The organism is Zoogloea sp., from assembly GCF_041911615.1.
Taxonomy (GTDB): domain Bacteria; phylum Pseudomonadota; class Gammaproteobacteria; order Burkholderiales; family Rhodocyclaceae; genus Zoogloea.
On sequence record NZ_JAYROR010000101.1, the window covers coordinates 78,065 to 99,093 of the forward strand.

Below are 21,029 nucleotides of genomic sequence, written 5' to 3' on the forward strand. Positions count from 1 at the left end.
ATGGACGAGGCGCTCGTTTGTGTTGTGGATGACGACGATGCGGTCAGGCTTTCGATCGGCCTGCTCATCGAAACCCTGGGCTTGCCGGTGCGAAGTTTTGCCAGCGCCGTCGACATGCTGGCCGATGCCGAGGTGATGACCCAGGCCCACTGCCTGGTGCTCGACGTGCGCATGCCGGGCCTGTCCGGCGTCGGGCTGCAGGAGCGGCTGATCCGGCTCGGTTGCAATGCCCCGATCATTTTCGTGTCGGCCCACGGCGACGTGCCGATGGTGGCCCGCGCAATGCGGGACGGTGCCTTCGATTTTCTGCAGAAGCCCTTCAACGAGCAGATGCTCCTCGATCGCGTCCACGAGGCCGTCCAGCTCGCCGCGCGGCGCCGTCAGGAGGCTGCCTGGCAGGCCGAAGTGCTGGGCCGGCTCGACAGCCTCACCGCCCGCGAACGCGACGTCATGGAAGGCATGGTGGCGGGCCGGCTCAACAAGCAGATCGCCGAGGATCTCGGGATCAGCATGAAAACCGTCGAGCAGCACCGTGCCCGCGTCATGGAGAAACTCCAGGTGGACTCGCTCGCCGAACTGGTCCGGATCGTCGTCCGGGCTGGCGCCCATTGAGGCGGACATCCGGGTTTTCCCGGATCGGCCATCGGGAAAGGCCGGATTTGGTGGAAACACCTTATTTGGCAAAATCCGTCACGATTGCCAAGCGGCTAAACGAAACCAAGACAAGCTCGGGTGGAGGAGACGCCCCCGAAGCAGCCCAGGCGCCCACCGTGGATTCAGGAGAAGACATGCAGACTCAAGGCTTTGCACAGTTCGGCCCGTTTCGGGACGCGACCCTCGACAGTTTGATTGAACTGGGGCAGAGCATTGCCACGCAGGTGGAGAAGATCACCCGGTTGCAGGTCGAGGCCGGCATGCAGTCTTCCCGCGAGGCGCTGGCGGCCACGCAGGCGCTCCTGAGCGTGAAGGACCCCGCTGCGCTGAGTGTCTGGCAGGCGACTTACGTCCAGCCCAACTTCGATCGTGCAGCGGAAGCAGCCCGCCAGCAGTACGCGGTGCTCGTCGAAACGCGCGACATCCTGGCCGACGCCGTCAAGCAGTCGACGACCGACGCCACCCGTCAGATTCGCGAGAACATCGAGCGCATCGCCGAGGGGGCGCCGGAAGGTTTTGCGCCGCTGTTCGAGGCGATTCGCAAGAGCCTGGACAGCCAGGTGGCCGCCTTCGATTCCATCTCCAAGGTGGCTGGCGAGTTCGGCAGCATTGCCGAATCCAATCTGGAGGCGCTCAAGCGCATCGCCGAGCCGGCGGCCGCTGCGCGCCGCAAGACGCCGGCCTGATCGCGTAACCGAGTTTCAAGGGTATTAGGCCGCATTCGCGAGAATGCGGCCTTTTTTTGCGTTGTCTGCCAGCCGTCGCGCTACCATCGCGCCCCATGAGCGAAGACGACGATCTCCATGCCCGGGCCTGGCAGGCTTTGATGAGCACCGATCCGGCCGATAAGTGCCGACGCGCCGGGCAACTTTGGCGCGACTGGCAGGATGCCCGGCTGTCCGTTCCGGTTGCCAGCGCTTGTGCGGTGGTGGCGGTGGACGATGCCGGGCGGCCGGCGCTGCCAGTCCTGATTGCCCATACCGCCGTGCCACGGCGCAAACCGGGCACGCCCGAGGGGCATGCCGCCCTGCTGCACGCCATCGCCCACATCGAGTTCAACGCGATCAATCTGGCGCTCGACTGCGTCTATCGCTTCCGCGGGCTTCCTGCCGATTTTTACGCCGGCTGGCTACAGGTGGCGGCCGAGGAGGCTTACCACTTCGGGCTGGTGTGCGATCGACTGACGGCGCTTGGCCACGTTTATGGGGATTTCCCGGCCCATCGCGGGTTGTGGGACATGGCAGTCAAGACTGCCAACGATCCGCTTGCCCGCATGGCGCTGGTGCCCCGGGTGCTGGAGGCGCGCGGGCTGGATGCGACGCCGCCGATCGTGGCCGGTCTGCGCCGCATCGGCGACGAGGCGAGCATCGCGGTGCTCGACATCATCCTGCGTGACGAGATCGGTCACGTGGCGCTGGGCGACCGCTGGTTCCGTCATTTCTGTGCCGAACGGGGGCTGGACCCCGAGCCGACTTACCTGGCGCTGATGACCGATTTCGACGCGCCGTGGCCACCCAAGCCCTTGAACGTTGAAGCCCGCCGGAGGGCGGGCTTCAGTGCGGCCGAGATTGCCCGGCTGGAGGGCGGCAGACCGCGCCGGGCGCCTTAGAGCGATCCGTAGGAGTGCAGGCCCGACAAGAACATGTTGACGCCGACGAATGCAAAGGCCGTGACGACCAGACCGACCACGGCCCACCACGCGAGCAGCGCGCCGCGCAGCCCCTTGGTCAGGCGGATGTGCAGCCAGGCGGCGTAGTTGAGCCACACGATGAAGGCCCAGGTTTCCTTCGGGTCCCACTGCCAGTAGGTGCCCCAGGCCTCGGCGGCCCACAGGGCGCCGAGAATGGTGGCGATGGTGAAGAACGCAAAGCCGATGGCGATCGCTTTGTACATCACGTCGTCGAGCACTTCGGGGGTGGGCAGGCGGCTGGCGAGGATGCCCTTGCGCACCAGCAGGTCGGCCACGCCGATCATCGCGGCGAGCGCGAAGGCGCCGTAGCCGATGAAGTTGGCTGGCACGTGCACCTTCATCCAGTAGCTTTGCAGCGCGGGGATCAGCGGCTGGATCTCCTGGGCCTCGCGGGAGAAGGTGTACCACAGCAGGAAGGCCACCGCCGCCGAGATCACCAGCAGTACGAAGGCACCCATCCGCCGCGTGGCGTAGCGGCCTTCGTAATAGAGGTAGAGCAGGGCGGTGATCAGCGAGAACAGCACGAAGACTTCGTACAAGTTGCTGATGGGGATGTGGCCCACGTCGGTGCCGATCAGATAGCTCTCGTACCAGCGCACGAAGAGGCCCGTGGTGCCCATCGTGGCGGCGCTCCAGGTGAGCGCGGAGCCGGTTTTCTCGGCAAAGTCGGAACGCGCCAGCAGGCCCAGCCAGTAGGCGCCGGTGGCGATGAAGACGAGGGCGCTCATCCACATGATCGCCGTCTGGCTGGAGATGAGGTACTTCAGGAAGAACACCTTTTCGGCCCGGGCCAGATCGCCTTGGTAGAGCGCGATGCTGGCGAGCGCAAGGCCGGCGGAAACGGCGAGGAACAGCCGGAACGGTTTCCAGGCCCAGCCGACGGCGGCGAGCGACGGGACGGCGAGGAGCAGGATGGCCTTCTCGTAGATGTCCATGAAGCCGCCGTACTGGCGCAGCGCGAAGGCGGCGGCGCCCGCCAGGGCGAGGGCGAACAGCCAGTCGCCAAAGTTCAGGCGGCGGAATGAAGAGCTGGGGTCGGTGTGGGCAATGTCCATGGGCTTTGGCCTCTCAGGAAAACCTCAGGAAAACGACGGTGCGGGTCAGGGGTTGGCGCCGGGCTTGAGCAGGGCAGCGATCGCATCGCGATGACGCCGGAAGGCGGCTTCGACGTCCATCGACTTGCGGTTCGAGCTGAGGGCGATCAGCGCCTCGCCCGAATCTTTGATCAGCACGAAGAGCCGACGTTCGCGAATGTAGAGCATGGCGAACACGCCGAGAACGAGCAGCAGCGAGCCGAAATAGACGATCGGCTTGCCTGGCGAGCGGGTGACCTGCAGGACGGTGGCGCGCACTTCCTCGAAGCCGGTGAGCTGCAGATACACGGGAGCTCCGTAGTGCAGGCTGTCACTGGTGGCGTTGAGGGTGTCGCGCAGCAGCCGCGCGCGCTTCGGGTCGAGTTCGATGGCAGGCAGGCCGGCGTCGGCGCGGCGCTGCTTCCAGGCTTCCCAGGTGGCGCCTTCGAGGATCTTGATGAAGACGTCGGCGGCCTTGTCCCGCTCCGCCTCGGGAATGGTGCTTTCGATGAACTTGCCGAGGCTCTCGAAGCCCCCGATGGCGAACAGCTCGAGCGTCTTGCGGGTCGTGTCCTCCATGCGGGCGCGCACGCCGGCGTCTACGCCGGGGCCGAGTGCGGTGGCGGCGAAGCGCTGGGCGATGGTGGCATGACGGGTCTTGTCCATCAGCATGCCGCGGATGGCCAGCCAGGTGTCGGCCTTGCCGTCTTCGTCGACCGGGATGCGCATGAAGCGGAATGGCGCCGACGCCGACTCGCGCATCCCGGAGAGCAGATACCAGGCGCCGTCCTGTTCGATCGGCTGCATGTAGTTCTGGTATTCCCGGGCCTGCCCGGCGCTGTCGCGCAATTTGTACTGCACGCTCGGCCCCACGTTGCGCATGTCCTTCCTGGTGGGCGACTTGGCACCGCTGCCCAGGTGCTTTTCGAGGCGCGCGACGGTGTCCACCTCGGTCTTGTCCTCGTCGGCCATGTTTTCGATGTTGAAGGCGCGGAAGGTGCCCAGTTCGAGGGTCTGCTCGATGCCTGCGTGGCTCACCTTGACCGAGTCGCCAATGGCGCCCTCGACGGGAAAGGCGGTGTCGTGGGCGCCGGGGCGCAGATCGTGACCGACGAGGCGCAGACGCGAGCCGCCGTCCTCGAAGCTGGCCTGGTACATCATGACGCCGTCGAACTCGAAGGGTTTATTGACCTCGATGGTCTTCTCGACGGAGCGGCCGCTGGTGTTGTCGGTGATGATGATGTCGCTGGCGAAGCGCTTGGGCATCCCGGTGTCGTAGTGCTCGATGTGGAACTTCTTGAGGGAGACGGTGAAGGGTAGATCCTGCAGCAGGATGCCGTCCTGCACGTTGAGCACCGCCACGTTGGCGCTCTTGCCCTCGGGGATGAACACGTTGCCGCGGAAGCTCCAGTTGTCGAGGCCGAGACGGCTGCCGGGGCCGATGTCGGCGATCAGCTGATTGCCGGAGGTGGGTGTCTTGCCGCCGAGGGCCATCTGCGCCTTGAGGGGCAGGTTGCCGTCGAGCAGCCCGCCGATGCAGATCAGCACGATGGCGGCGTGGGCCAGGAAGTAGCCGATGCGCGTCCAACTGCCCTGCTTGGCGGCGAGCAGCACGCCATCGTCGCGGGGATTGACGCGCGCCGTGAAGCCGGCCCGTTCGAGATAGCTGCGGGTGACGGTCTGGGCATCGGCGGTGGCGAGGCGCACTTCGAGCCGGGCGTGGTGCTGGAACTGGGCGAGGGAGCTTTCCCGGGCGTGCTCGCGAAAGCCGCGCATGTCCTTCAGCATCGGGCGGGTCTGGCGGACGATGCAGAAGCTGGTGGAGAGCACCAGAAAGCCCAGGATGAGCAGAAACCAGCTCGAGTTATAGACCGCGTAGAGCCCGAGCTTCTCGAAGACCGGGAACCAGAAAGGACCGAACTGGTTGAGGTAGTTGTTGTAGGGCTCGTTCTGCTTGAGCACCGTCCCGATGATGGAGGCGATCCCGAGGATCGTCAGCAGGCTGATCGCGAAGCGCATCGAACTGAGCAGTTCGTACAGGGCGCGGAGGGTGCTGCGATGTCGCATGGGCAGTGTCGAGCGGTTGGGCGGGGGGGAAGGGCGGTGGGCGATTGCGTGCCGGCGAGCCTGGCTGCAATGGAAAAAGGGGTGGCCTAAACCACCCCTTTTTTATAGCTGCCGGGCGCTGGAGAGCGCCTTGACTCAGCGCAAGCCGGCGGCGTAATCGGCGACCGCCTTGATTTCAGGATCGGTCATCTTGAGCGCGATGGTGCGCATCATCTTGGCCGGATCGTTGGCGCGCTCGCCGGCGCGGAAGGCGCGCAGCTGGGCTTCGGTGTAGTCGGCGAACTGGCCGGCCAGGCGCGGGTATTGGGCGGGCAGGCCGGCGCCGGCCGGGCCGTGACAGGCGGCGCAGGCGGGGATGCCGCGCTTCAGGTCGCCGGCGCGCCACAGGCGCTGGCCGAGATCGATGGTGGCCTTGTTCTTGGCGGATTCGGGCTTGAGCTGCTGGCTGGCGAAGTAGGTGGCGAGACCCTTCATGTCTTCGGGGGAGAGGGCTGCGACCATGCCGCCCATGATGGCGTTGGCACGCTCGGCCGGCTTGCCGCCGTCGCTCTTGAAGTTGTTCAGTTGCTTGTTGAGGTACTCAGCGTGCTGGCCGGCCAGCTTCGGATTCGTGGGAATCTGGCTGTTGCCATCGGCACCGTGGCAGGCACCGCAAACCTGTTCTGCAGTCTGTTTTGCCTTGGCCAGGTCGGGCTGGGCAGAAGCCTTGTCTTGGGCCTGAACCGCGCCGGTGGCCAGAAACAGCGAAAGCAGCAGGGAACGCTTGATCATGATGTCCTCGGAAGCCAAGAATGTGGATGTCTCAAACCTGCTATTCTATAGCAATTCCAGTCATTTGCGCGAAGCAGGATTGTGCCGACGCGCCCCTGCAGCACATCTTTCCGTCCCCATGTCACTGTTCCGCAACGCCCAGTTCGAGATTTCGATTGCCAAGCCCAGCGGCCTGCCGCCGCCCAGTGGGCCCGAGGTGGCTTTTGCCGGCCGCTCCAATGCCGGCAAGTCGAGTGCGATCAATACCCTCGCCAACCATACCCGACTCGCCTTCGTGTCGAAGACGCCGGGACGCACGCAGCTCATCAATTTCTTCCGCCTGAACAACGGTGCGGTGCTGGTCGATCTGCCCGGCTACGGCTACGCCGAGGTGCCGGAGGCGGTGCGGCGTCAGTGGCAGAACCTGCTCGAGGACTACCTGACCAAGCGTCCGAACCTCGTCGGGCTGGTGCTCATCATGGATTCCCGTCATCCGCTGAAGGAGCGCGACCGGGTGATGATCGGCTGGTTCGCCCCGAGCGGGCGGCCGATCCACGTGCTGCTGACCAAGAGCGACAAGCTGACCCGCAGCGAATCCGCTGCGACGCTGGCGGCGGTGCGCAAGGAGCTCGCGCCCTTCGGGGAGCAGGTCACCGTGCAGCTGTTCTCGAGCCTCAAGAAGACCGGCGTCGAGGAGGTCGAGCGGGTGGTGGGCGCCTGGCTGGCGCCGTCCGACGAGGTTTGACGAAGCGTTGCACCGATCCGGCTGCTGGCGTGAAATGACGCCGGGTTCTTGGCCCCAATCTGTGCTATCAATGGCGGGTTGCCGGTGACGGGCCTTGCGTCCGGGCCGGTCCTAGATTTTTCGCTTCCCATTTTCCGACCTGTCATGGAACTCCAACCCGTCATCCTCTCCGGTGGCTCTGGCACGCGCCTGTGGCCGCTCTCCCGCGAACAGTACCCGAAGCAGCTGCTGGCCCTGGTCGGCGACGAAACCATGCTGCAGGCGACGGCCGGCCGGCTCGCCGGTTTCGGTGGCCGGCTGCCTGTGGCCACGGCGCCGATCGTCGTGTGCAACGAGGAATACCGCTTCGTCACCGCCGAGCAGCTGCGCTCGATCGGGCGCGGCAGCCGTCACATCGTGCTCGAACCGATCGGGCGCAACACCGCGCCGGCGCTCGCTCTGGCCGCGCTGGCGGTGGAGGAGGCCGATCCGGTGCTGCTGGTGATGCCGGCCGACCACGTGATCCGCGATCTCGCGGCCTTCCAGGCGGCCATCGATGCCGGCATTCCGGCGGCCCTCGGCGGTGCCATCGTGACCTTCGGCATCGTGCCGGACCGCGCCGAGACCGGCTACGGCTACATCCGCTTCGGTACCGCGCGCCCCGACGGCAGCAAGGCCATCGCTGCCTTCGTCGAGAAGCCCGACGCGGCCACCGCCCAGCGCTACCTCGACAGCGGCGAATACCTTTGGAACAGCGGCCTCTTCATGGTGCGCGCCAGCACCTGGCTGAAGGCTCTGGCGGCGCTGCAGCCGGCCATGGCGGAAGCCTGCCGGGCGGCCTGGCAGAAGGGCGCGCGGGATGCGGATTTCGTGCGCGTCGACAAGGACATCTTCACCGCCTGCCCGTCGGACTCCATCGATTACGCGGTGATGGAAAAGCTCGCCGATGCGGTCGGGCTCGGCATCGCGGGCTGCGTGGTGCCGATGGCGGCCGGCTGGTCGGACGTGGGCGCCTGGGACGCCCTGTGGCAGATCGCCGACAAGGACGCCGCCGGCAATGTGGCCCGCGGCGACGTGCTCTTCGAGGACAGCCGCAACACCCTCGTGTACGCCCAGGATCGCATGGTGGCCTGCGTGGGGCTCGACGACGCGGTGATCGTCGAGACGCCGGATGCCGTGCTCGTGGCGCGCAAGGACAAGACCCAGAACGTCAAGCAGATCGTCGCGGCGCTGAAGCTCGAGAACCGCAGTCAGGCCTCGGCGCACCGCAAGATTCACCGCCCGTGGGGTTGGTACGACTCCATCGACGCCGGCGGGCGCTTCCAGGTGAAGCGCATCGTCGTCAATCCGGGCGCCCGCCTGAGCCTGCAGATGCACCACCATCGGGCCGAGCACTGGATCGTGGTGAAGGGCACTGCGGAGGTCACTAACGGCGACAAGGTGTTTCTGCTGGGCGAGAACGAATCGACCTTCATCTCGCTGGGCCACGTGCATCGGCTCGCCAACCCCGGCAAACTGCCGCTCGAGATCATTGAGGTGCAGTCGGGCAGCTATCTGGGTGAGGACGACATCGTGCGCTTCGAGGATACCTACGGTCGCGGCTGAGCGCCGCGCCGGCCGGCCCGAGGCGCGGGGCTGGCCGTGACCCGCGGTCAGGCCGTCGTCAGGGAGGGCCTGGCGACGAAGCCGAAGTGCGAGGCTGCCGCCTCCCGGCGGATGCGGCCGACGGGCAGGCGGTCGCCGGCCCAATCGAGCGCCATCGGCGCGTCCGGGTCTTCCAGATCGCCCGAAAGGTGGGGCAGGATCGCGACGAGGTCGCGATCGTCGAGGAGCGCGATGCCGGCTTTGCTGGCGAGCAGCAGGCTGCCCTCGTCGTCGAGCCAGGCTCCCGAGAGCGTGTCGACCGCCGCCCCGGTATGGGTTTCGAGGCGGTTGGGGGTGGCCAGGTGGAGCACCGTCGGCGTGTAGTCGAGATCCACGAACACCCGCTGCGGGCCGTTCTGGAAAAACCACTGCCCGTCCGGTGTGGCCGAGTAATTGCGGCCGATGAAGGCGCGCAGACCGGGGTGGCGGATCGGCCCTTCGGGGACGCACCATTCGCCCCGCCGCGACAGACGCAACCATCCGGTGCAGGCCGGCACGTTCGGCCACTTGGCCAGGGCCAGCCGTACCGCTCCATCCATCGCGGCGCGTCCTGCTTACCAGAGCTTCCACCACGGCGTGGTGGCGTCGGCGGGTTGCGGGTTGCCGGCGAAATAGCGGCTGTTCGGGAAGTTCTGACGCATGACCCGTTCGGCGTCCTTGCGCAGCGCCGGCAGGTTCATCGCGTCGTAGCTCTGGACGAGCAGGAACAGGGCTTCCTCGACGGCCGGCGATTGGGGGAAATCCTTGATCGCCGCCTGGGCGCGGTTGGCGGCGGCCACGTAGGCGCCACGCTTGTAGTAGTACCGGGCGACGTGGACCTCGTGGTTGGCGAGGGCATTGACCAGATAACGCATCCGCAGCTGCGCGTCGGGCGTGTATTTGCTCTCGGGGAAGCGCTGGCTGAGTTCCTTGAAGGTGGCAAACGACTCGCGGGTGGCCTTCGGGTCGCGCTCGGACAAATCCTGGTCGGCCAGGGTGCCGAGCATGCCGAGGTCTTCGTTGAAGTAGGCCAGACCCTTGAGGTAGTAGGCGTAGTCGACGTTCGGGTGGTTGGGGTGCAGCTTGATGAAGCGGTCGCAGGCCGCCACCGCCGAGGCCTGTTCGCCCGATTTGTAGTAGGCGTAGGCGACCTCGAGCTGCGACTGCTGGGCGTAGCGGCCGTAGGGGTAGCGCGCTTCCAGCTTCTCGAACATCTTGATGGCGCGATCCCAGGCGCCGTCGGCCATCGACTCCTTTGCTTCGGCGTAGAGCTTCTGGGCGTTCCAGCCGAGGGTTTCATCGATCTGGTCGGGAAGGCCGCAGCCGGCGAGCAGCAGCGCGCCGACAAGCGTTAAACTACGCAGGGTGAAATGCGCCATCGAAAACTCTTTGGAAGAAGACTGGCTCGATTATAGCCCAGCCGATCCTTCCGATTCCCCCTCGTCCGCCAGTGCGATGCCGCAGCGCGTCGTGATTCCCGACGGCTGCGCCGGCTTGCGCGCCGATCAGGCGCTGGCGCAGCTGTTTCCCGAGCATTCCCGCAGCCGCCTGCAGGCCTGGCTCAAGTCGGGGCGGATCCTCATCGACGACGCCTCACCCGACGCCAAGAGCAAGGTGTGGGGAGGCGAAGTGGTGTTCGTCAGCCCGGAGCCGAGCCAGGCGATGCTGGCCGAGCAGGCCGAGGACATCCCGCTGCAGATCGTGTTCGAGGACGACACCCTGGTGGTGATCGACAAGCCGGTGGGGCTGGTCGTCCACCCCGGCAGTGGAAATTGGTCGGGCACGCTGCTCAATGCGTTGCTCCACCACGGCGCCGGGTTTCGCGAGCTGCCCCGTGCCGGCATCGTGCATCGCCTCGACAAGGACACCAGCGGTCTGCTGGTGGTGGCCAAAACGCTGCAGGCGCAGACCGATCTGGTGCGCCAGTTGCAGGCCCGAACCGTGAAGCGGCATTACCTCGCGCTGGTGCACGGTGAGCCCGCGCCGAGCGGCGAGGTCAATGCGCCCATTGGCCGCCATCCGGTGCAGCGCACCAAGATGGCGGTGGTGCCGGGCGGGCGCGAGGCGCTGACCCGTTATCGCGTCCTGGAGCGCTTTGCTCGCGCCACGCTGCTCGAGTGCGAGCTCGCCACGGGGCGCACCCACCAGATTCGCGTTCATATGGCGCACATCGGCCACCCGTTGGTGGGCGACGCCACCTACGGCAAGGCCCGCAGCGCCGATCCGCGGCTCGACGCCTTTGCGCGCCAGGCCCTGCACGCCTGGCAACTCGGCCTGATTCATCCAGTCAGTGGCGAAGCCTGCCGTTGGCAGACGCCCCTGCCGGCCGATTTCGCCGGCCTGCTCGAAACCTTGCGAGGTGCATCGACCCATGAGTGATGCCTGGATCGTTCCCGAATGGCCGGCGCCGGCCCGCGTGCGCGCCTTGTCGACGACCCGCGCCGGCGGCTTCAGCGAGACGCCCTACGACAGCCTCAATCTCGGCACCCACGTGGGCGACCTGCCGGCGCGCGTGGCCGCCAACCGCGCCAGGTTGCGGCACGTCGTGCCGTCCGAGCCGCGCTGGCTCAACCAGGTGCATGGCATCCAGGTGGTGGATGCCGCGGGCGATGGCGACGTGCCCGACGCCGATGCGTCCGTCAGTCGCACGCCCGGCGCGGTGTGCGTCGTGATGACCGCCGACTGCCTGCCGGTGCTCCTGTGCGACCGTGCCGGCAGCGTGGTCGGCGCGGCCCACGCTGGCTGGCGTGGGTTGCACGGTGGCGTGATCGAGGCGACGGTGGCAGCGATGCGGGTGGCGCCCGGCGAGCTGATCGCCTGGCTCGGTCCGGCCATCGGCCCCAAGGCTTTCGAGGTTGGCGACGAGGTGAGAGCGGCCTTTGTGGTTGTCGATCCGGGCGCCGAAGCGGCCTTCCAGTCGGCAGGTGCGCCGGGCAAATGGCTCGCCGATCTCTACCTGCTGGCGCGCCGGCGACTCGCGGCGCTCGGCGTGTCCGCCGTCTTCGGAGGCGATTTCTGCACGGTGGCCGAGTCGGGGCGGTTCTTCTCTTATCGCCGCGATGGCACGACCGGACGCATGGCGTCGCTGGTCTGGCTGACCTGAGCCGCCGCGGCGCGGCGCGCGACTGACGGTATACTGCGTGGCCCTCTTGCTTCCCGAATGACCATGACGCCCCTCGCCTGGATTGTTGTAATGAGTTTTGCCGGCGGGCTGCTCAGCGTGTTGGTGGCTTCCGTTTTTGCCTTTGCCGCTCGCCCGAACTGGGTGCCGGTGCTGATCAGCTACGCCATCGGCGCGCTGCTGGGGGCATCCTTCCTTGAAGTCCTGCCCCACGCCATCGAGGCCGCCGAAAGCCCCGAGAAAGCGGCGATGAACGTGCTGGCCGGAATCATGCTGTTCTTCGTGCTCGAAAAACTGGTTCTGTGGCGACATTGCCACGACGAAGGCTGTGCCGGCCACGAACACGGCGGCGGACAGCACGGCCACGGTCATGGCCATGATCATGGGCGCAGCGGCCTGCTGATCCTGGTCGGCGACACCTTCCACAACTTCGTCGATGGTATCCTCATCGCCGCTGCCTTCGTCGAGAGCACGCCGCTGGGCATCGTCACCGCGCTGGCGATCATCGCCCACGAAATTCCGCAGGAAGTCGGGGATTTCCTGATCCTGCTGCACTCGGGCTACAGCCGTACCCGGGCCCTGGTGTTCAACCTGCTTTCGAGTCTCGCGACGCTGGTCGGGGGCATCCTCGCCTACTTCGCGCTATCCCATGTGCAGTCGCTGGTGCCGGTGTTCCTCGCGCTGGCCGCCGCGAGTATGATTTACGTCGCGGTGGCCGATCTCATTCCAGGCTTGCACAAGCGAACGGAATTGCGCGCCACGGCGCAGCAGGTATTATTGATCGCTGCCGGGATCGCCTCGATCGTCTTTGCCCACCCCCTCGCGGAGCGAGCGCTGGGCTGAGCGGCGACGGCGGGCCGGCGTACCGAACAGCCAGAGAAACAGGGAGAGCGGCGCAACGCCATAGAACAAGAAAGTCAGCACCCCGCCGACCACGGTGGTTTCCGCTGCGGTAGCCAGCAGCGCGACGTAAAGCCAAGCAATAGCAACGATATACATACCCGGATTCTACTCGGCGCAAGCAGGCCGGGGTGAAGTGCGGCCCGTTGCGATCGCTGCTGTGGCAGGAGGGAGTCTGCCGGTGTGCAGCCGGCCGATGCGTAGCCCGAATCCGACGACACAAAGGAGAGGTGGATGTCTGTAACACCGGAGCAGTCTGCCGAAGCGCTGCAAGGCATGTTCAAGTTTGGCCAGTCGATGGCGGCCAATTTCTTCGATTTCCTCAACAAGCAGAGCGCCGCCTTCCAGCAGGCCGCGCCGGCCCAGGCGCCGCAGCTGCCGTTGCCGGAGGCCGAGGCGTTCGCCCGCCTGCAGCAGGAGCTCGCCGAGTCCCACGCCCGCCTGTGGGCCGCCATGGCGCAGGCGCGTCCCGGCGAGGCCACCGAGCCGATGGTGTCCCCGCCGCCGGGCGATCGTCGCTTCAGCGCGCCCGAGTGGTCGTCCAGCCCGGTCTTCGATTACATCCGCCAGGCTTATCTGCTCAACGCCGACTACCTGAACAAGGTCGCGGACGCCATGCCGGTCGCCGATGGCCGTGCCAAGGCGCGCATGCAGTACCTGACCCGCCAGTACGTGGACGCGATGGCGCCGTCCAACTTTGCGGCGACCAATCCCGAGTTCATCCAGGCGGCGCTCGATTCCAAGGGCGAGAGCATCACCCAGGGCATCAAGAACCTGATTGCCGACATGGAGAAGGGTCGCATCTCGATGACCGACGATTCGGCCTTCGAGATCGGCCGTAACCTCGCGACCACCCCGGGTTCGGTGATCTACGAGAACGAGCTGATCCAGCTCATCCAGTACGCGCCGATGACCGAGAAGGTCTACAAGACGCCGCTGCTGATCGTCCCGCCCTGCATCAACAAGTTCTACATCATGGACCTGCAGCCGGCGAATTCGCTGGTGCGCTTCATTGTCGAGCAGGGTTTCACGGTGTTCCTGGTGTCCTGGAAGAACGCCAAGGAGAGCGAAGCCCATTTCGGTTGGGACGACTACCTCGAGAAGGGCCCGCTCACGGCGCTGCAGGTGGTGCGCGATGTGACCAAGGTTGCCAAGCCCAACGTGCTGGGTTTCTGCGTCGGCGGAACCATCCTGTCGTCGGCCCTGGCGGTGGCGCGCGGCAAGGGCGAAGATCCGGCCGAGAGCCTCACGTTGATGACGACCCTGCTCGACTTCGCCGATGCCGGCGAGATCGGCTGCCTGGTGGACGAGGCCTCGGTGGCCGCCCGCGAAGCTTCCATCGGCCGCGGTGGCGTGTTCTCCGGCCGCGAACTGGCGCAGGTGTTTTCGAGTTTGCGCGCCAACGATCTGATCTGGCAGTACGTGGTCGGCAACTACCTCAAGGGCAAGACGCCGGACGCCTTCGACCTGTTGTACTGGAATTCCGACAGCACCAATCTGTCCGGTCCGTTCATCGCCTGGTACCTGCGCAACATGTACCTCGAGAACAACCTGCGCGTGCCGGGCAAGCTGGAGATGCTCGGCGTCAAGGTGGATATGGGCAAGGTCGATCTGCCGTCCTACCTGCTCGCGACCCGTGAAGATCACATCGTGCCCTGGACCAGCGCCTACCTGGTGCGCCAGATCCTCGGCGGCGAATCAACCTTCGTGCTCGGCGCCAGCGGCCACATCGCCGGCGCCATCAACCCGGCCTCGAAGAACCGCCGCAGCTACTGGACCAGCGAATCCAAGGCGTCGGTGCCCGAAGAGTGGCTGGCGACTGCCGCCGAGCAGAAGGGCAGTTGGTGGTTGCACTGGATCGAATGGCTCAAGCCGCGCAGCGGCAGCATGGTCGCTGCCCGCAACAAGCCCGGCAACGCGAAGTACAAGGTGATCGAGGCCGCGCCGGGGCGCTACGTCAAGGAAACGGTCTGATCGCTGCAGCACGCCTCCGGGGGCGACCCCGGAGAGAAAATCAAGAAAAGTCGGCAGCGGGATAAAAAAGGGGGGCGCTGCCGATTTCAGCTTACCCCCGCACTCACATCTTTGAGGGAGAGAGACATGGCACGTGTAGCACTCGTAACTGGCGGTATGGGCGGTCTGGGCGAATCGATCTGCATTAAGCTGGCGGCGCTCGGATACAAGGTTGTCACCACCCATTCGCCGGGCAACGCCGGCGCCGCTGAATGGCTTCAGACCATGAACAACATGGGTTACGGCTTCAAGGCCTACCCCTGCGACGTGGCCGACTTCGACTCGTGCAAGGCCTGCGTCGAGCAGATCACCAACGACATCGGTCCCGTGGACGTGCTGGTCAATAACGCCGGCATCACCCGCGACATGACGTTCAAGCGCATGACCAAAGCCGACTGGGACGCCGTCATTCACACCAACCTCGACAGCGTGTTCAACATGACCAAGCAGGTCATGGACGGCATGGTCGAGCGCAAGTGGGGGCGTGTCATCAACGTCTCGTCGCTGAACGGCATCAAGGGCGCATTCGGTCAGACCAACTACGCTGCCGCCAAGGCCGGCATGCACGGCTTCACCAAATCCCTGGCCCTCGAGACCGCCAAGTCCGGCGTCACCGTCAACACCATCTCCCCGGGTTACATCGGGACCAAGATGGTTCTGGCCATCCCGCAGGAGGTTCTCGAAACCAAGATCCTGCCCCAGATTCCGATGAGCCGCCTCGGCAAGCCCGAGGAAATCGCCGGTCTGATTGCATACCTCGCCTCCGATGAAGCCGCCTTCGTGACGGGCGCCAACATCTCTATCAACGGCGGGCAGCATATGTTCTAATAAGGTTTTCGCACCGCAACAAAAGAAGGAAGTCAAAATGTCTCAACGCATCGCCCTTGTAACTGGTGCCGTCGGTGGTCTTGGCACCGCGATCTGTAAATCCCTGTCCGCCGCGGGTGTCCGCGTGGTGGGGAACTTCTTCCCTGGCGATCCCGCCAAGGACGCCTGGGTCGAAGCTCGCAAGGCGGAAGGCCTCGATATCCCGCTGTACGGTTTCGACGTTTCCGACTACGAACAGTGCAAGGCGGCCGTTGAGGCGATCACCAACGAAGTCGGCCCGATCGACATCCTGGTGAACAACGCCGGCATCACCCGCGACAAGTTCTTCCCGAAGATGGAAAAGGGTCAGTGGGATGCGGTCATCGCGACCAACCTCTCCAGCCTCTTCAATGTGACCCACACCATTTCCCCGAAGATGGCGGAACGTGGCTGGGGCCGCATCATCAACATCTCCTCGGTGAACGGCGTCAAGGGTCAGGCCGGTCAGACCAACTACTCCGCCGCCAAGGCCGGCGTGATCGGTTTCTCCAAGGCGCTGGCTGCTGAGCTGGCCACCAAGGGCGTGACCGTCAACGCCATCGCCCCGGGCTACATCGGCACCGATATGGTCATGGCGATCAAGGAAGAAATCCGTCAGGGCATCATCGACACCGTGCCGGTCAAGCGTCTTGGCAAGCCGGAAGAAATCGGTGCGGCCGTGGTCTATCTGGCTTCCGAGCTGGCTGGCTACGTGACCGGTGCCACCCTGAACGTGAACGGCGGCCTGTACTACCAGTAAGCGGCTGCAACAAGCGTCACATGAACCCCGCCGCATGGCGGGGTTTTTTTTTGCGCACCGCAGTATAATCTCCGAAGGCGACTCTATCGCCACCGAGGAGAAAACACAGATGGCCGATCAAATTCGCCTGATAAAAAAGTACCCGAACCGCCGCCTTTACGATACTCAGACCAGTTCCTACATCACGCTCGCAGACGTGAAGGAACTCGTTCTTGAACACGGAAGCTTCCAGGTGGTCGACGCCAAGACCGGCGAAGATCTGACCCGCAATATCCTGCTGCAGATCATCCTCGAGGAGGAAGCGGGTGGTGCGCCGATGTTCACGAGCGACCTGCTTTCCCAGATGATCCGCTTCTACGGCAATGCCATGCAGGGAATGATGGGCAAGTACCTTGAGAACAACATCAAGGCCTTCACCGACATGCAGGGCAAGCTGCAGGAACAGGTACGCTCCGTGTATGGCGAAAACGCCACCGTGAGCCAGGATCTGTGGGCCCAGTTCCTGAATTTCCAGGGCCCGGCGATGCAGAGCATGATGGGCGCCTACATGGAACAGAGCAAGAAGATGTACGCCCAGATGCAGGAGCAGCTCGACAGCCAGACGCGCAATCTGTTCTCCGGATTCCAGTTCCCCAACTTCGGGGCGGGTGGTTTTCCGGGTGACAAGGGCGAGCCGCCCACGTCCGGCGGCGAGCCGACGGAACCGTCCAAAAAATAATCACCGGGCCGCGCAAACGTCGCGGCCCTTGCGCTTTTCACCCTTCGATTTTCTTGACGCATGACTCAGACCACCAAGCTCGCAGCGGCCCCCAAAGTGGGCTTCGTTTCCCTCGGCTGCCCCAAGGCGCTCGTTGACTCCGAACACATCCTCACCCGCCTGCGGGCCGAGGGCTACGAGATCTCGCCGTCCTACGAGGGCTCGGACCTGGTGGTCATCAACACCTGCGGCTTCATCGACGCCGCGGTCGAGGAATCGCTCGATGCGATCGGCGAGGCGCTCAGTGAAAACGGCAAGGTGATCGTCACCGGCTGCCTCGGCGCCAAGGAAGACGTGGTCATGGCGGCGCACCCCCAGGTACTCGCGGTCACCGGCCCGCACGCGACCGAGCAGGTCATGCAGGAGGTTCACAAGCACCTGCCCAAGCCGCACGACCCGTTCATCGATCTGCTGCCGCCTCAGGGCGTCAAGCTGACCCCGAATCATTACGCCTACCTGAAGATTTCCGAGGGGTGCAACCACCGCTGCACCTTCTGCATCATCCCGTCGATGCGCGGCGACCTCGTCAGCCGACCGATCGGCGAGGTCATGCGCGAGGCGGAGAACCTCGTCAATGCCGGCGTCAAGGAGCTGCTGGTGGTCTCGCAGGACACCTCCGCCTACGGCGTCGACACCAAATATCGCACCGGCTTCTGGGGTGGTCGCCCGATGCGCACCAAGCTCTATGACCTGTGCAAGGCGCTCGGCGAGCTGGATGTGTGGGTGCGCCTGCACTATGTCTATCCCTATCCGAGCGTGGACGACATCATCCCGCTGATGGCCGAGGGCAAGATTCTCCCCTACCTCGACGTGCCCTTCCAGCACGCCAGCCCGCGCATTCTCAAGGCCATGAAGCGGCCGGCCAGCGCCGAGAACAACCTCGAGCGCATTCGCCGCTGGCGCGAGATCTGCCCGGATCTCACGATCCGTTCGACCTTCATCACCGGCTTCCCCGGCGAGACCGATGCCGATTTCGAGGCGCTGCTGCAATTCCTCGAAGAGGCCAAGCTCGACCGCGTGGGCGCCTTCGCGTATTCGCCGGTCGAGGGCGCCGCGGCTAACGATCTGGCCGACCCCGTGCCGGAGGAGATTCGCGAGGAACGCCGCATTCAGCTGATGGAATTCCAGGAGGACATCTCCACCGAACGCCTCGAGCGCTTCATCGGCCGCGAGATGACGGTGCTGGTGGACGAGATCGACGAGGAGGGCGCCCTGGCCCGCTCGCCCGGCGATGCGCCGGAGATCGACGGCCTCGTCATCATTCCCGCTGGCGAAAACCTCGAACCCGGCGAGTTTGCCCGCGTGCGCATCACCGACTGCGACGTGCACGACCTCTACGCCGAGCCGCTCTGAGCGCAGCCGGCGTGAAACGCGCACCACGGATCGGTATCGCCCTCGGCAGCGGTTCCGCCCGCGGCTGGGCGCACGTCGGCGTGTTGCGCGCCCTGGCGCGCGAGGGGATCGAACCGCAGATCATCGCGGGTTGCTCGATCGGCGCCTTCGTCGGTGCGGTGGCGGCGGCCGGCGATCTCGAAAAGCTCGGTGGCTGGGTCGAAACCCTAGGCTGGCAGGACGTGGTGGGCCTGATGGACATGGGCTTGCGCGGCGGGCTCATCAAGGGCGACAAGCTGATCACCTTCTTCGAGCGAAATTTCGTCGATCGCGACTTCGTGTCTCTGGGACGCAGCTTCGGCTGTGTCGCGACCGATCTGCAGAGCGGTCACGAAGTGTGGCTGCGCGAAGGCAGCGTCTCCGCCGCCGTACGTGCCTCGATCGCCTTGCCGGGCCTGCTCACGCCGTCGTGGCAGGATGGCCGGCTGCTGGTCGATGGCGGGCTGGTCAATCCGGTGCCGGTCTCGCTGGCGCGGGCGATGGGCGCCGATATCGTGATCGCGGTCGATCTCAACTCCGACGTGGTCGGGGCCGCCTGGCGAAATCGTCCGGAACCCGAGCGCAGCCCCGATGGCGCCAACGGCTGGTCGAAGCGTCTGCTCGCCCGGTTCGGACGCAGCGAGCCCGCGCCCTCCGAGGCGCCGCCGCCCGAGCCGTCCGAGAGTCTGCCCTCGATGCTCACCGTGATGCAGAGCAGCATCTCGATCATGTCGGTCCGCATCGCCCGCAGCCGACTCGCCGGCGAGCCGGCCGACGTGCTGATCTCACCGCGTCTCGCCCAGCTCGGCTTGATGGATTACCACCGCGGTGCCGAGGCGATCGCCGAAGGCGAGGCGGCTGTCGAGGTGGCCTTGCCGTCGATCCGCCGCGCCCTCGCGCACTGATTCCGTTCCTTCCCCGACCGGGAGCGTCACGCCATGCCAGACCTGATCGACCGCCTGCGCTACATCGTCGGCGCAGCCCATTGTCTCGTCGCCGATGCGGACACGGCGACTTACCTCACCGACTGGCGGGGGCGCTACACCGGCCGTGCCCGGGCCGTCGTGCTGCCCGCCGACACCGCCCAGGTGGCGGCGGTGGTGCGGGCCTGTGCCGACGTCGGCTGCGGCATCGTTCCCCAGGGCGGCAACACCGGGCTGTGCGGCGGTGCCACGCCGCTCGACGATGGCGCGGCAGTGGTGCTCAACCTTTCCCGGTTGCGCGCAGTGCGCGCGGTGGATGCGGCCAACAACGCGATCACCGTCGAGGCAGGCGTCACGCTCGCGGCGGTGCAGGCGGCGGCGCAGGGGGTCGATCGGCTTTTTCCGCTTTCGCTTGCCAGCGAGGGCAGCTGCGAGGTGGGCGGCTTCGTGTCCACCAATGCCGGGGGCGTGCAGGTGCTGCGATACGGCAATACCCGTGAGCTCGTGCTCGGCCTGGAGGTGGTGCTGCCCGACGGGCGTATCTGGGATGGGCTGCGGGCGCTGCGCAAGGACAACACCGGCTACGATCTGAAGCAGCTTTTCATCGGGGCCGAAGGCACGCTAGGGATTGTCACGGCGGCAACGTTGAAGCTCTTTCCTGCCCTGGCGAGCACCGCCACCGGGTGGGTCGCGCTGGCCGATCCGGCGGCGGCGGTCGCGCTCCTCGCCCGTCTGCGTGCCGTGGCGGGAGATCGGGTGACGGCCTTCGAGCTGATCAGTCGGCCGTCGCTGGCCCTGGTGCTGAAGCATTTTCCCGATGCCCGCGATCCGCTGGATGCGCCGTACCCGTGGTACGTCCTCGTCGAATTGTCGGATACCCGCGCCGATTCTGGGCTGGACGATCTGCTGCAGTCTGCCTTGCAGAAGGCGTTGGAGGAGGGGGGTGTTCTCGACGGCAGTGTCGCGGTCAGTGGCGCCCAGGCCGCGGTCTTGTGGCGGCTGCGCGAGAACATCTCCGAGGCGCAAAAGCGCGAAGGCGTGAGCATCAAGCACGATATCTCGGTGCCGGTCAGCGCGATTCCGGCCTTTCTGGATGCGGCCGGGCGGGCGCTCGAAGCTGCGTATCCGGGCTTGCGCGTGGTGTGTTTCGGCCATCTTGGCGACGGCAACCTGCACTACAACCCCTCGCGTCCGCTGCGCGGCGAGAACGACGCCTTCATCGCACGCACTCTGGAAGTGAATCGGGTCGTCTACGACCTGGTTCAGGCGTACGGCGGTTCGATCTCGGCGGAGCACGGCATCGGTCAGTTGAAGCGCGATCTGCTGCCCGACTACAAGTCGGCGGTCGAGCTGGAACTGATGGCGCGCATCAAGCTGGCCTTCGATCCGCAGGGTCTGATGAACCCCGGTAAGGTGTTGCGTGCTCCGTTCGAGGCGATCTGACGCAGTTTTTTTGAAGAAAATTCAGAAAGGGGTTTACAGAGAGCGGAGTGGTGTCTATAATGCGCTTCTCGTTGCACGGGGGTATAGCTCAGCTGGGAGAGCGCTTGCATGGCATGCAAGAGGTCAGCGGTTCGATCCCGCTTACCTCCACCAAACGACTTGGCATCAAATAGAGTCCCCATCGTCTAGAGGCCTAGGACACCGCCCTTTCACGGCGATAACCGGGGTTCGAATCCCCGTGGGGACGCCAGGATCAAGAGTCCTGCGGTAACGCAGGCAGTCTCAGCTAAGACCTGGCTGAGATGGCAGTCAAA

General features: G+C 65.5%; 20 protein-coding genes and 2 tRNA genes. 17 read left to right on the plus strand and 5 right to left on the minus strand.

What is annotated here, in order from left to right; genetic code table 11:
• The 3 genes from ACE3P2_RS12955 (at nucleotide 1) to ACE3P2_RS12965 (ending at nucleotide 2,263) form a co-directional block, all read left to right on the plus strand.
• Complete coding sequence (locus tag ACE3P2_RS12955; RefSeq protein ID WP_374265072.1) at nucleotides 1-612, plus strand: response regulator transcription factor; 612 nt, start codon at nucleotides 1-3, stop codon at nucleotides 610-612.
• Between the two features lie 65 nt (nucleotides 613-677).
• Nucleotides 678-1,340, plus strand: a complete 663-nt coding sequence (locus ACE3P2_RS12960; protein ID WP_374265074.1) for a phasin family protein — start codon at nucleotides 678-680, stop codon at nucleotides 1,338-1,340.
• 95 nt (nucleotides 1,341-1,435) lie between these two features.
• Nucleotides 1,436-2,263, plus strand: coding sequence for a ferritin-like domain-containing protein (locus tag ACE3P2_RS12965; RefSeq protein WP_374265076.1), 828 nt, complete (start codon nucleotides 1,436-1,438; stop codon nucleotides 2,261-2,263).
• Here ACE3P2_RS12965 and ccsB read toward each other — a convergent pair.
• The 3 genes from ccsB to ACE3P2_RS12980 form a co-directional block, all read right to left on the minus strand.
• Nucleotides 2,260-3,399, minus strand: a complete 1,140-nt coding sequence (ccsB, locus tag ACE3P2_RS12970; RefSeq protein WP_374265078.1) for a c-type cytochrome biogenesis protein CcsB — start codon at nucleotides 3,397-3,399, stop codon at nucleotides 2,260-2,262. The genes ACE3P2_RS12965 and ccsB overlap by 4 nt on opposite strands.
• 45 nt (nucleotides 3,400-3,444) lie before the next feature.
• Nucleotides 3,445-5,484: a cytochrome c biogenesis protein ResB gene (locus tag ACE3P2_RS12975; protein ID WP_374265080.1), complete on the minus strand. Its 2,040-nt coding sequence runs from the start codon at nucleotides 5,482-5,484 to the stop codon at nucleotides 3,445-3,447.
• A gap of 135 nt (nucleotides 5,485-5,619) precedes the next feature.
• Nucleotides 5,620-6,255: a cytochrome c gene (locus ACE3P2_RS12980; protein ID WP_374265082.1), complete on the minus strand. Its 636-nt coding sequence runs from the start codon at nucleotides 6,253-6,255 to the stop codon at nucleotides 5,620-5,622.
• A 118-nt stretch (nucleotides 6,256-6,373) separates the two neighbouring features.
• Here ACE3P2_RS12980 and yihA point away from each other — a divergent pair, with 118 nt between their 5' ends.
• Nucleotides 6,374-6,979, plus strand: a complete 606-nt coding sequence (gene yihA, locus ACE3P2_RS12985) for a ribosome biogenesis GTP-binding protein YihA/YsxC (protein ID WP_374265084.1) — start codon at nucleotides 6,374-6,376, stop codon at nucleotides 6,977-6,979.
• 144 nt (nucleotides 6,980-7,123) lie between these two features.
• Nucleotides 7,124-8,563, plus strand: a complete 1,440-nt coding sequence (locus tag ACE3P2_RS12990) for a mannose-1-phosphate guanylyltransferase/mannose-6-phosphate isomerase (protein ID WP_374265088.1) — start codon at nucleotides 7,124-7,126, stop codon at nucleotides 8,561-8,563.
• Nucleotides 8,564-8,610: 47 nt separating this feature from the next.
• Here the strand turns inward: ACE3P2_RS12990 and ACE3P2_RS12995 are convergent, their stop codons facing one another.
• The gene (locus tag ACE3P2_RS12995) at nucleotides 8,611-9,141 is read right to left on the minus strand and encodes a DUF2946 family protein (RefSeq protein WP_374265091.1); all 531 of its coding nucleotides are present in this window, start codon (nucleotides 9,139-9,141) and stop codon (nucleotides 8,611-8,613) included.
• Between the two features lie 15 nt (nucleotides 9,142-9,156).
• Nucleotides 9,157-9,960 (minus strand): outer membrane protein assembly factor BamD, encoded by an 804-nt coding sequence (locus tag ACE3P2_RS13000; RefSeq protein WP_374265093.1) that lies wholly within the window; start codon nucleotides 9,958-9,960, stop codon nucleotides 9,157-9,159.
• Between the two features lie 76 nt (nucleotides 9,961-10,036).
• Between ACE3P2_RS13000 and rluD the strand changes: the two genes are divergently transcribed.
• The 12 genes from rluD (at nucleotide 10,037) to ACE3P2_RS13060 (ending at nucleotide 20,965) form a co-directional block, all read left to right on the plus strand.
• Nucleotides 10,037-10,960: a 23S rRNA pseudouridine(1911/1915/1917) synthase RluD gene (gene rluD / locus ACE3P2_RS13005; RefSeq protein WP_374265095.1), complete on the plus strand. Its 924-nt coding sequence runs from the start codon at nucleotides 10,037-10,039 to the stop codon at nucleotides 10,958-10,960.
• A complete protein-coding gene (gene pgeF, locus ACE3P2_RS13010; protein WP_374265097.1) occupies nucleotides 10,953-11,684 on the plus strand; it encodes a peptidoglycan editing factor PgeF in 732 nt (243 codons plus the stop codon). Before rluD ends, pgeF begins: the two co-directional genes overlap by 8 nt.
• A gap of 63 nt (nucleotides 11,685-11,747) precedes the next feature.
• On the plus strand, nucleotides 11,748-12,545 hold the full coding sequence (locus ACE3P2_RS13015; RefSeq protein ID WP_374265099.1) for a ZIP family metal transporter: 798 nt from the start codon (nucleotides 11,748-11,750) through the stop codon (nucleotides 12,543-12,545).
• Nucleotides 12,546-12,836: 291 nt separating this feature from the next.
• A complete protein-coding gene (locus ACE3P2_RS13020; RefSeq protein WP_374265101.1) occupies nucleotides 12,837-14,576 on the plus strand; it encodes a PHA/PHB synthase family protein in 1,740 nt (579 codons plus the stop codon).
• A gap of 126 nt (nucleotides 14,577-14,702) precedes the next feature.
• Nucleotides 14,703-15,443, plus strand: coding sequence for an acetoacetyl-CoA reductase (phbB, locus tag ACE3P2_RS13025; RefSeq protein ID WP_374265103.1), 741 nt, complete (start codon nucleotides 14,703-14,705; stop codon nucleotides 15,441-15,443).
• A gap of 37 nt (nucleotides 15,444-15,480) precedes the next feature.
• Nucleotides 15,481-16,221, plus strand: coding sequence for an acetoacetyl-CoA reductase (gene phbB / locus ACE3P2_RS13030; RefSeq protein WP_374265105.1), 741 nt, complete (start codon nucleotides 15,481-15,483; stop codon nucleotides 16,219-16,221).
• 109 nt (nucleotides 16,222-16,330) lie between these two features.
• A complete protein-coding gene (gene phaR / locus ACE3P2_RS13035) occupies nucleotides 16,331-16,939 on the plus strand; it encodes a polyhydroxyalkanoate synthesis repressor PhaR (RefSeq protein ID WP_374265107.1) in 609 nt (202 codons plus the stop codon).
• Between the two features lie 60 nt (nucleotides 16,940-16,999).
• Entirely contained in the window at nucleotides 17,000-18,331 is a 1,332-nt protein-coding gene (gene rimO, locus ACE3P2_RS13040; protein WP_374265109.1) for a 30S ribosomal protein S12 methylthiotransferase RimO, read from the plus strand.
• An 11-nt stretch (nucleotides 18,332-18,342) separates the two neighbouring features.
• Nucleotides 18,343-19,254 carry a patatin-like phospholipase family protein gene (locus tag ACE3P2_RS13045; protein ID WP_374265111.1) on the plus strand — a complete coding sequence of 304 codons (912 nt, stop codon included), beginning with the start codon at nucleotides 18,343-18,345 and terminating at the stop codon, nucleotides 19,252-19,254.
• A 33-nt stretch (nucleotides 19,255-19,287) separates the two neighbouring features.
• Nucleotides 19,288-20,715: an FAD-binding oxidoreductase gene (locus tag ACE3P2_RS13050; RefSeq protein ID WP_374265113.1), complete on the plus strand. Its 1,428-nt coding sequence runs from the start codon at nucleotides 19,288-19,290 to the stop codon at nucleotides 20,713-20,715.
• Nucleotides 20,716-20,792: 77 nt separating this feature from the next.
• Nucleotides 20,793-20,868, plus strand: a tRNA-Ala gene (locus ACE3P2_RS13055).
• A 21-nt stretch (nucleotides 20,869-20,889) separates the two neighbouring features.
• A tRNA-Glu gene (locus tag ACE3P2_RS13060) sits at nucleotides 20,890-20,965 on the plus strand.
• The last annotated feature ends 64 nt before the right edge of the window (nucleotides 20,966-21,029 follow it).

Bases quoted from the DNA above. Each gene is read 5' to 3' on its own strand.
- ACE3P2_RS12955 (WP_374265072.1), top strand. From the start codon at position 1: ATGGACGAGGCGCTCGTTTGTGTTGTGGATGACGACGATGCGGTCAGG.
- ACE3P2_RS12965 (WP_374265076.1), top strand. From the start codon at position 1,436: ATGAGCGAAGACGACGATCTCCATGCCCGGGCCTGGCAGGCTTTGATG.
- ccsB (WP_374265078.1), bottom strand. From the start codon at position 3,399: ATGGACATTGCCCACACCGACCCCAGCTCTTCATTCCGCCGCCTGAAC.
- ACE3P2_RS12975 (WP_374265080.1), bottom strand. From the start codon at position 5,484: ATGCGACATCGCAGCACCCTCCGCGCCCTGTACGAACTGCTCAGTTCG.
- ACE3P2_RS12980 (WP_374265082.1), bottom strand. From the start codon at position 6,255: ATGATCAAGCGTTCCCTGCTGCTTTCGCTGTTTCTGGCCACCGGCGCG.
- yihA (WP_374265084.1), top strand. From the start codon at position 6,374: ATGTCACTGTTCCGCAACGCCCAGTTCGAGATTTCGATTGCCAAGCCC.
- ACE3P2_RS12990 (WP_374265088.1), top strand. From the start codon at position 7,124: ATGGAACTCCAACCCGTCATCCTCTCCGGTGGCTCTGGCACGCGCCTG.
- ACE3P2_RS12995 (WP_374265091.1), bottom strand. From the start codon at position 9,141: ATGGATGGAGCGGTACGGCTGGCCCTGGCCAAGTGGCCGAACGTGCCG.
- ACE3P2_RS13000 (WP_374265093.1), bottom strand. From the start codon at position 9,960: ATGGCGCATTTCACCCTGCGTAGTTTAACGCTTGTCGGCGCGCTGCTG.
- rluD (WP_374265095.1), top strand. From the start codon at position 10,037: ATGCCGCAGCGCGTCGTGATTCCCGACGGCTGCGCCGGCTTGCGCGCC.
- pgeF (WP_374265097.1), top strand. From the start codon at position 10,953: ATGAGTGATGCCTGGATCGTTCCCGAATGGCCGGCGCCGGCCCGCGTG.
- ACE3P2_RS13015 (WP_374265099.1), top strand. From the start codon at position 11,748: ATGACGCCCCTCGCCTGGATTGTTGTAATGAGTTTTGCCGGCGGGCTG.
- ACE3P2_RS13020 (WP_374265101.1), top strand. From the start codon at position 12,837: ATGTCTGTAACACCGGAGCAGTCTGCCGAAGCGCTGCAAGGCATGTTC.
- phbB (WP_374265103.1), top strand. From the start codon at position 14,703: ATGGCACGTGTAGCACTCGTAACTGGCGGTATGGGCGGTCTGGGCGAA.
- phbB (WP_374265105.1), top strand. From the start codon at position 15,481: ATGTCTCAACGCATCGCCCTTGTAACTGGTGCCGTCGGTGGTCTTGGC.
- phaR (WP_374265107.1), top strand. From the start codon at position 16,331: ATGGCCGATCAAATTCGCCTGATAAAAAAGTACCCGAACCGCCGCCTT.
- rimO (WP_374265109.1), top strand. From the start codon at position 17,000: ATGACTCAGACCACCAAGCTCGCAGCGGCCCCCAAAGTGGGCTTCGTT.
- ACE3P2_RS13050 (WP_374265113.1), top strand. From the start codon at position 19,288: ATGCCAGACCTGATCGACCGCCTGCGCTACATCGTCGGCGCAGCCCAT.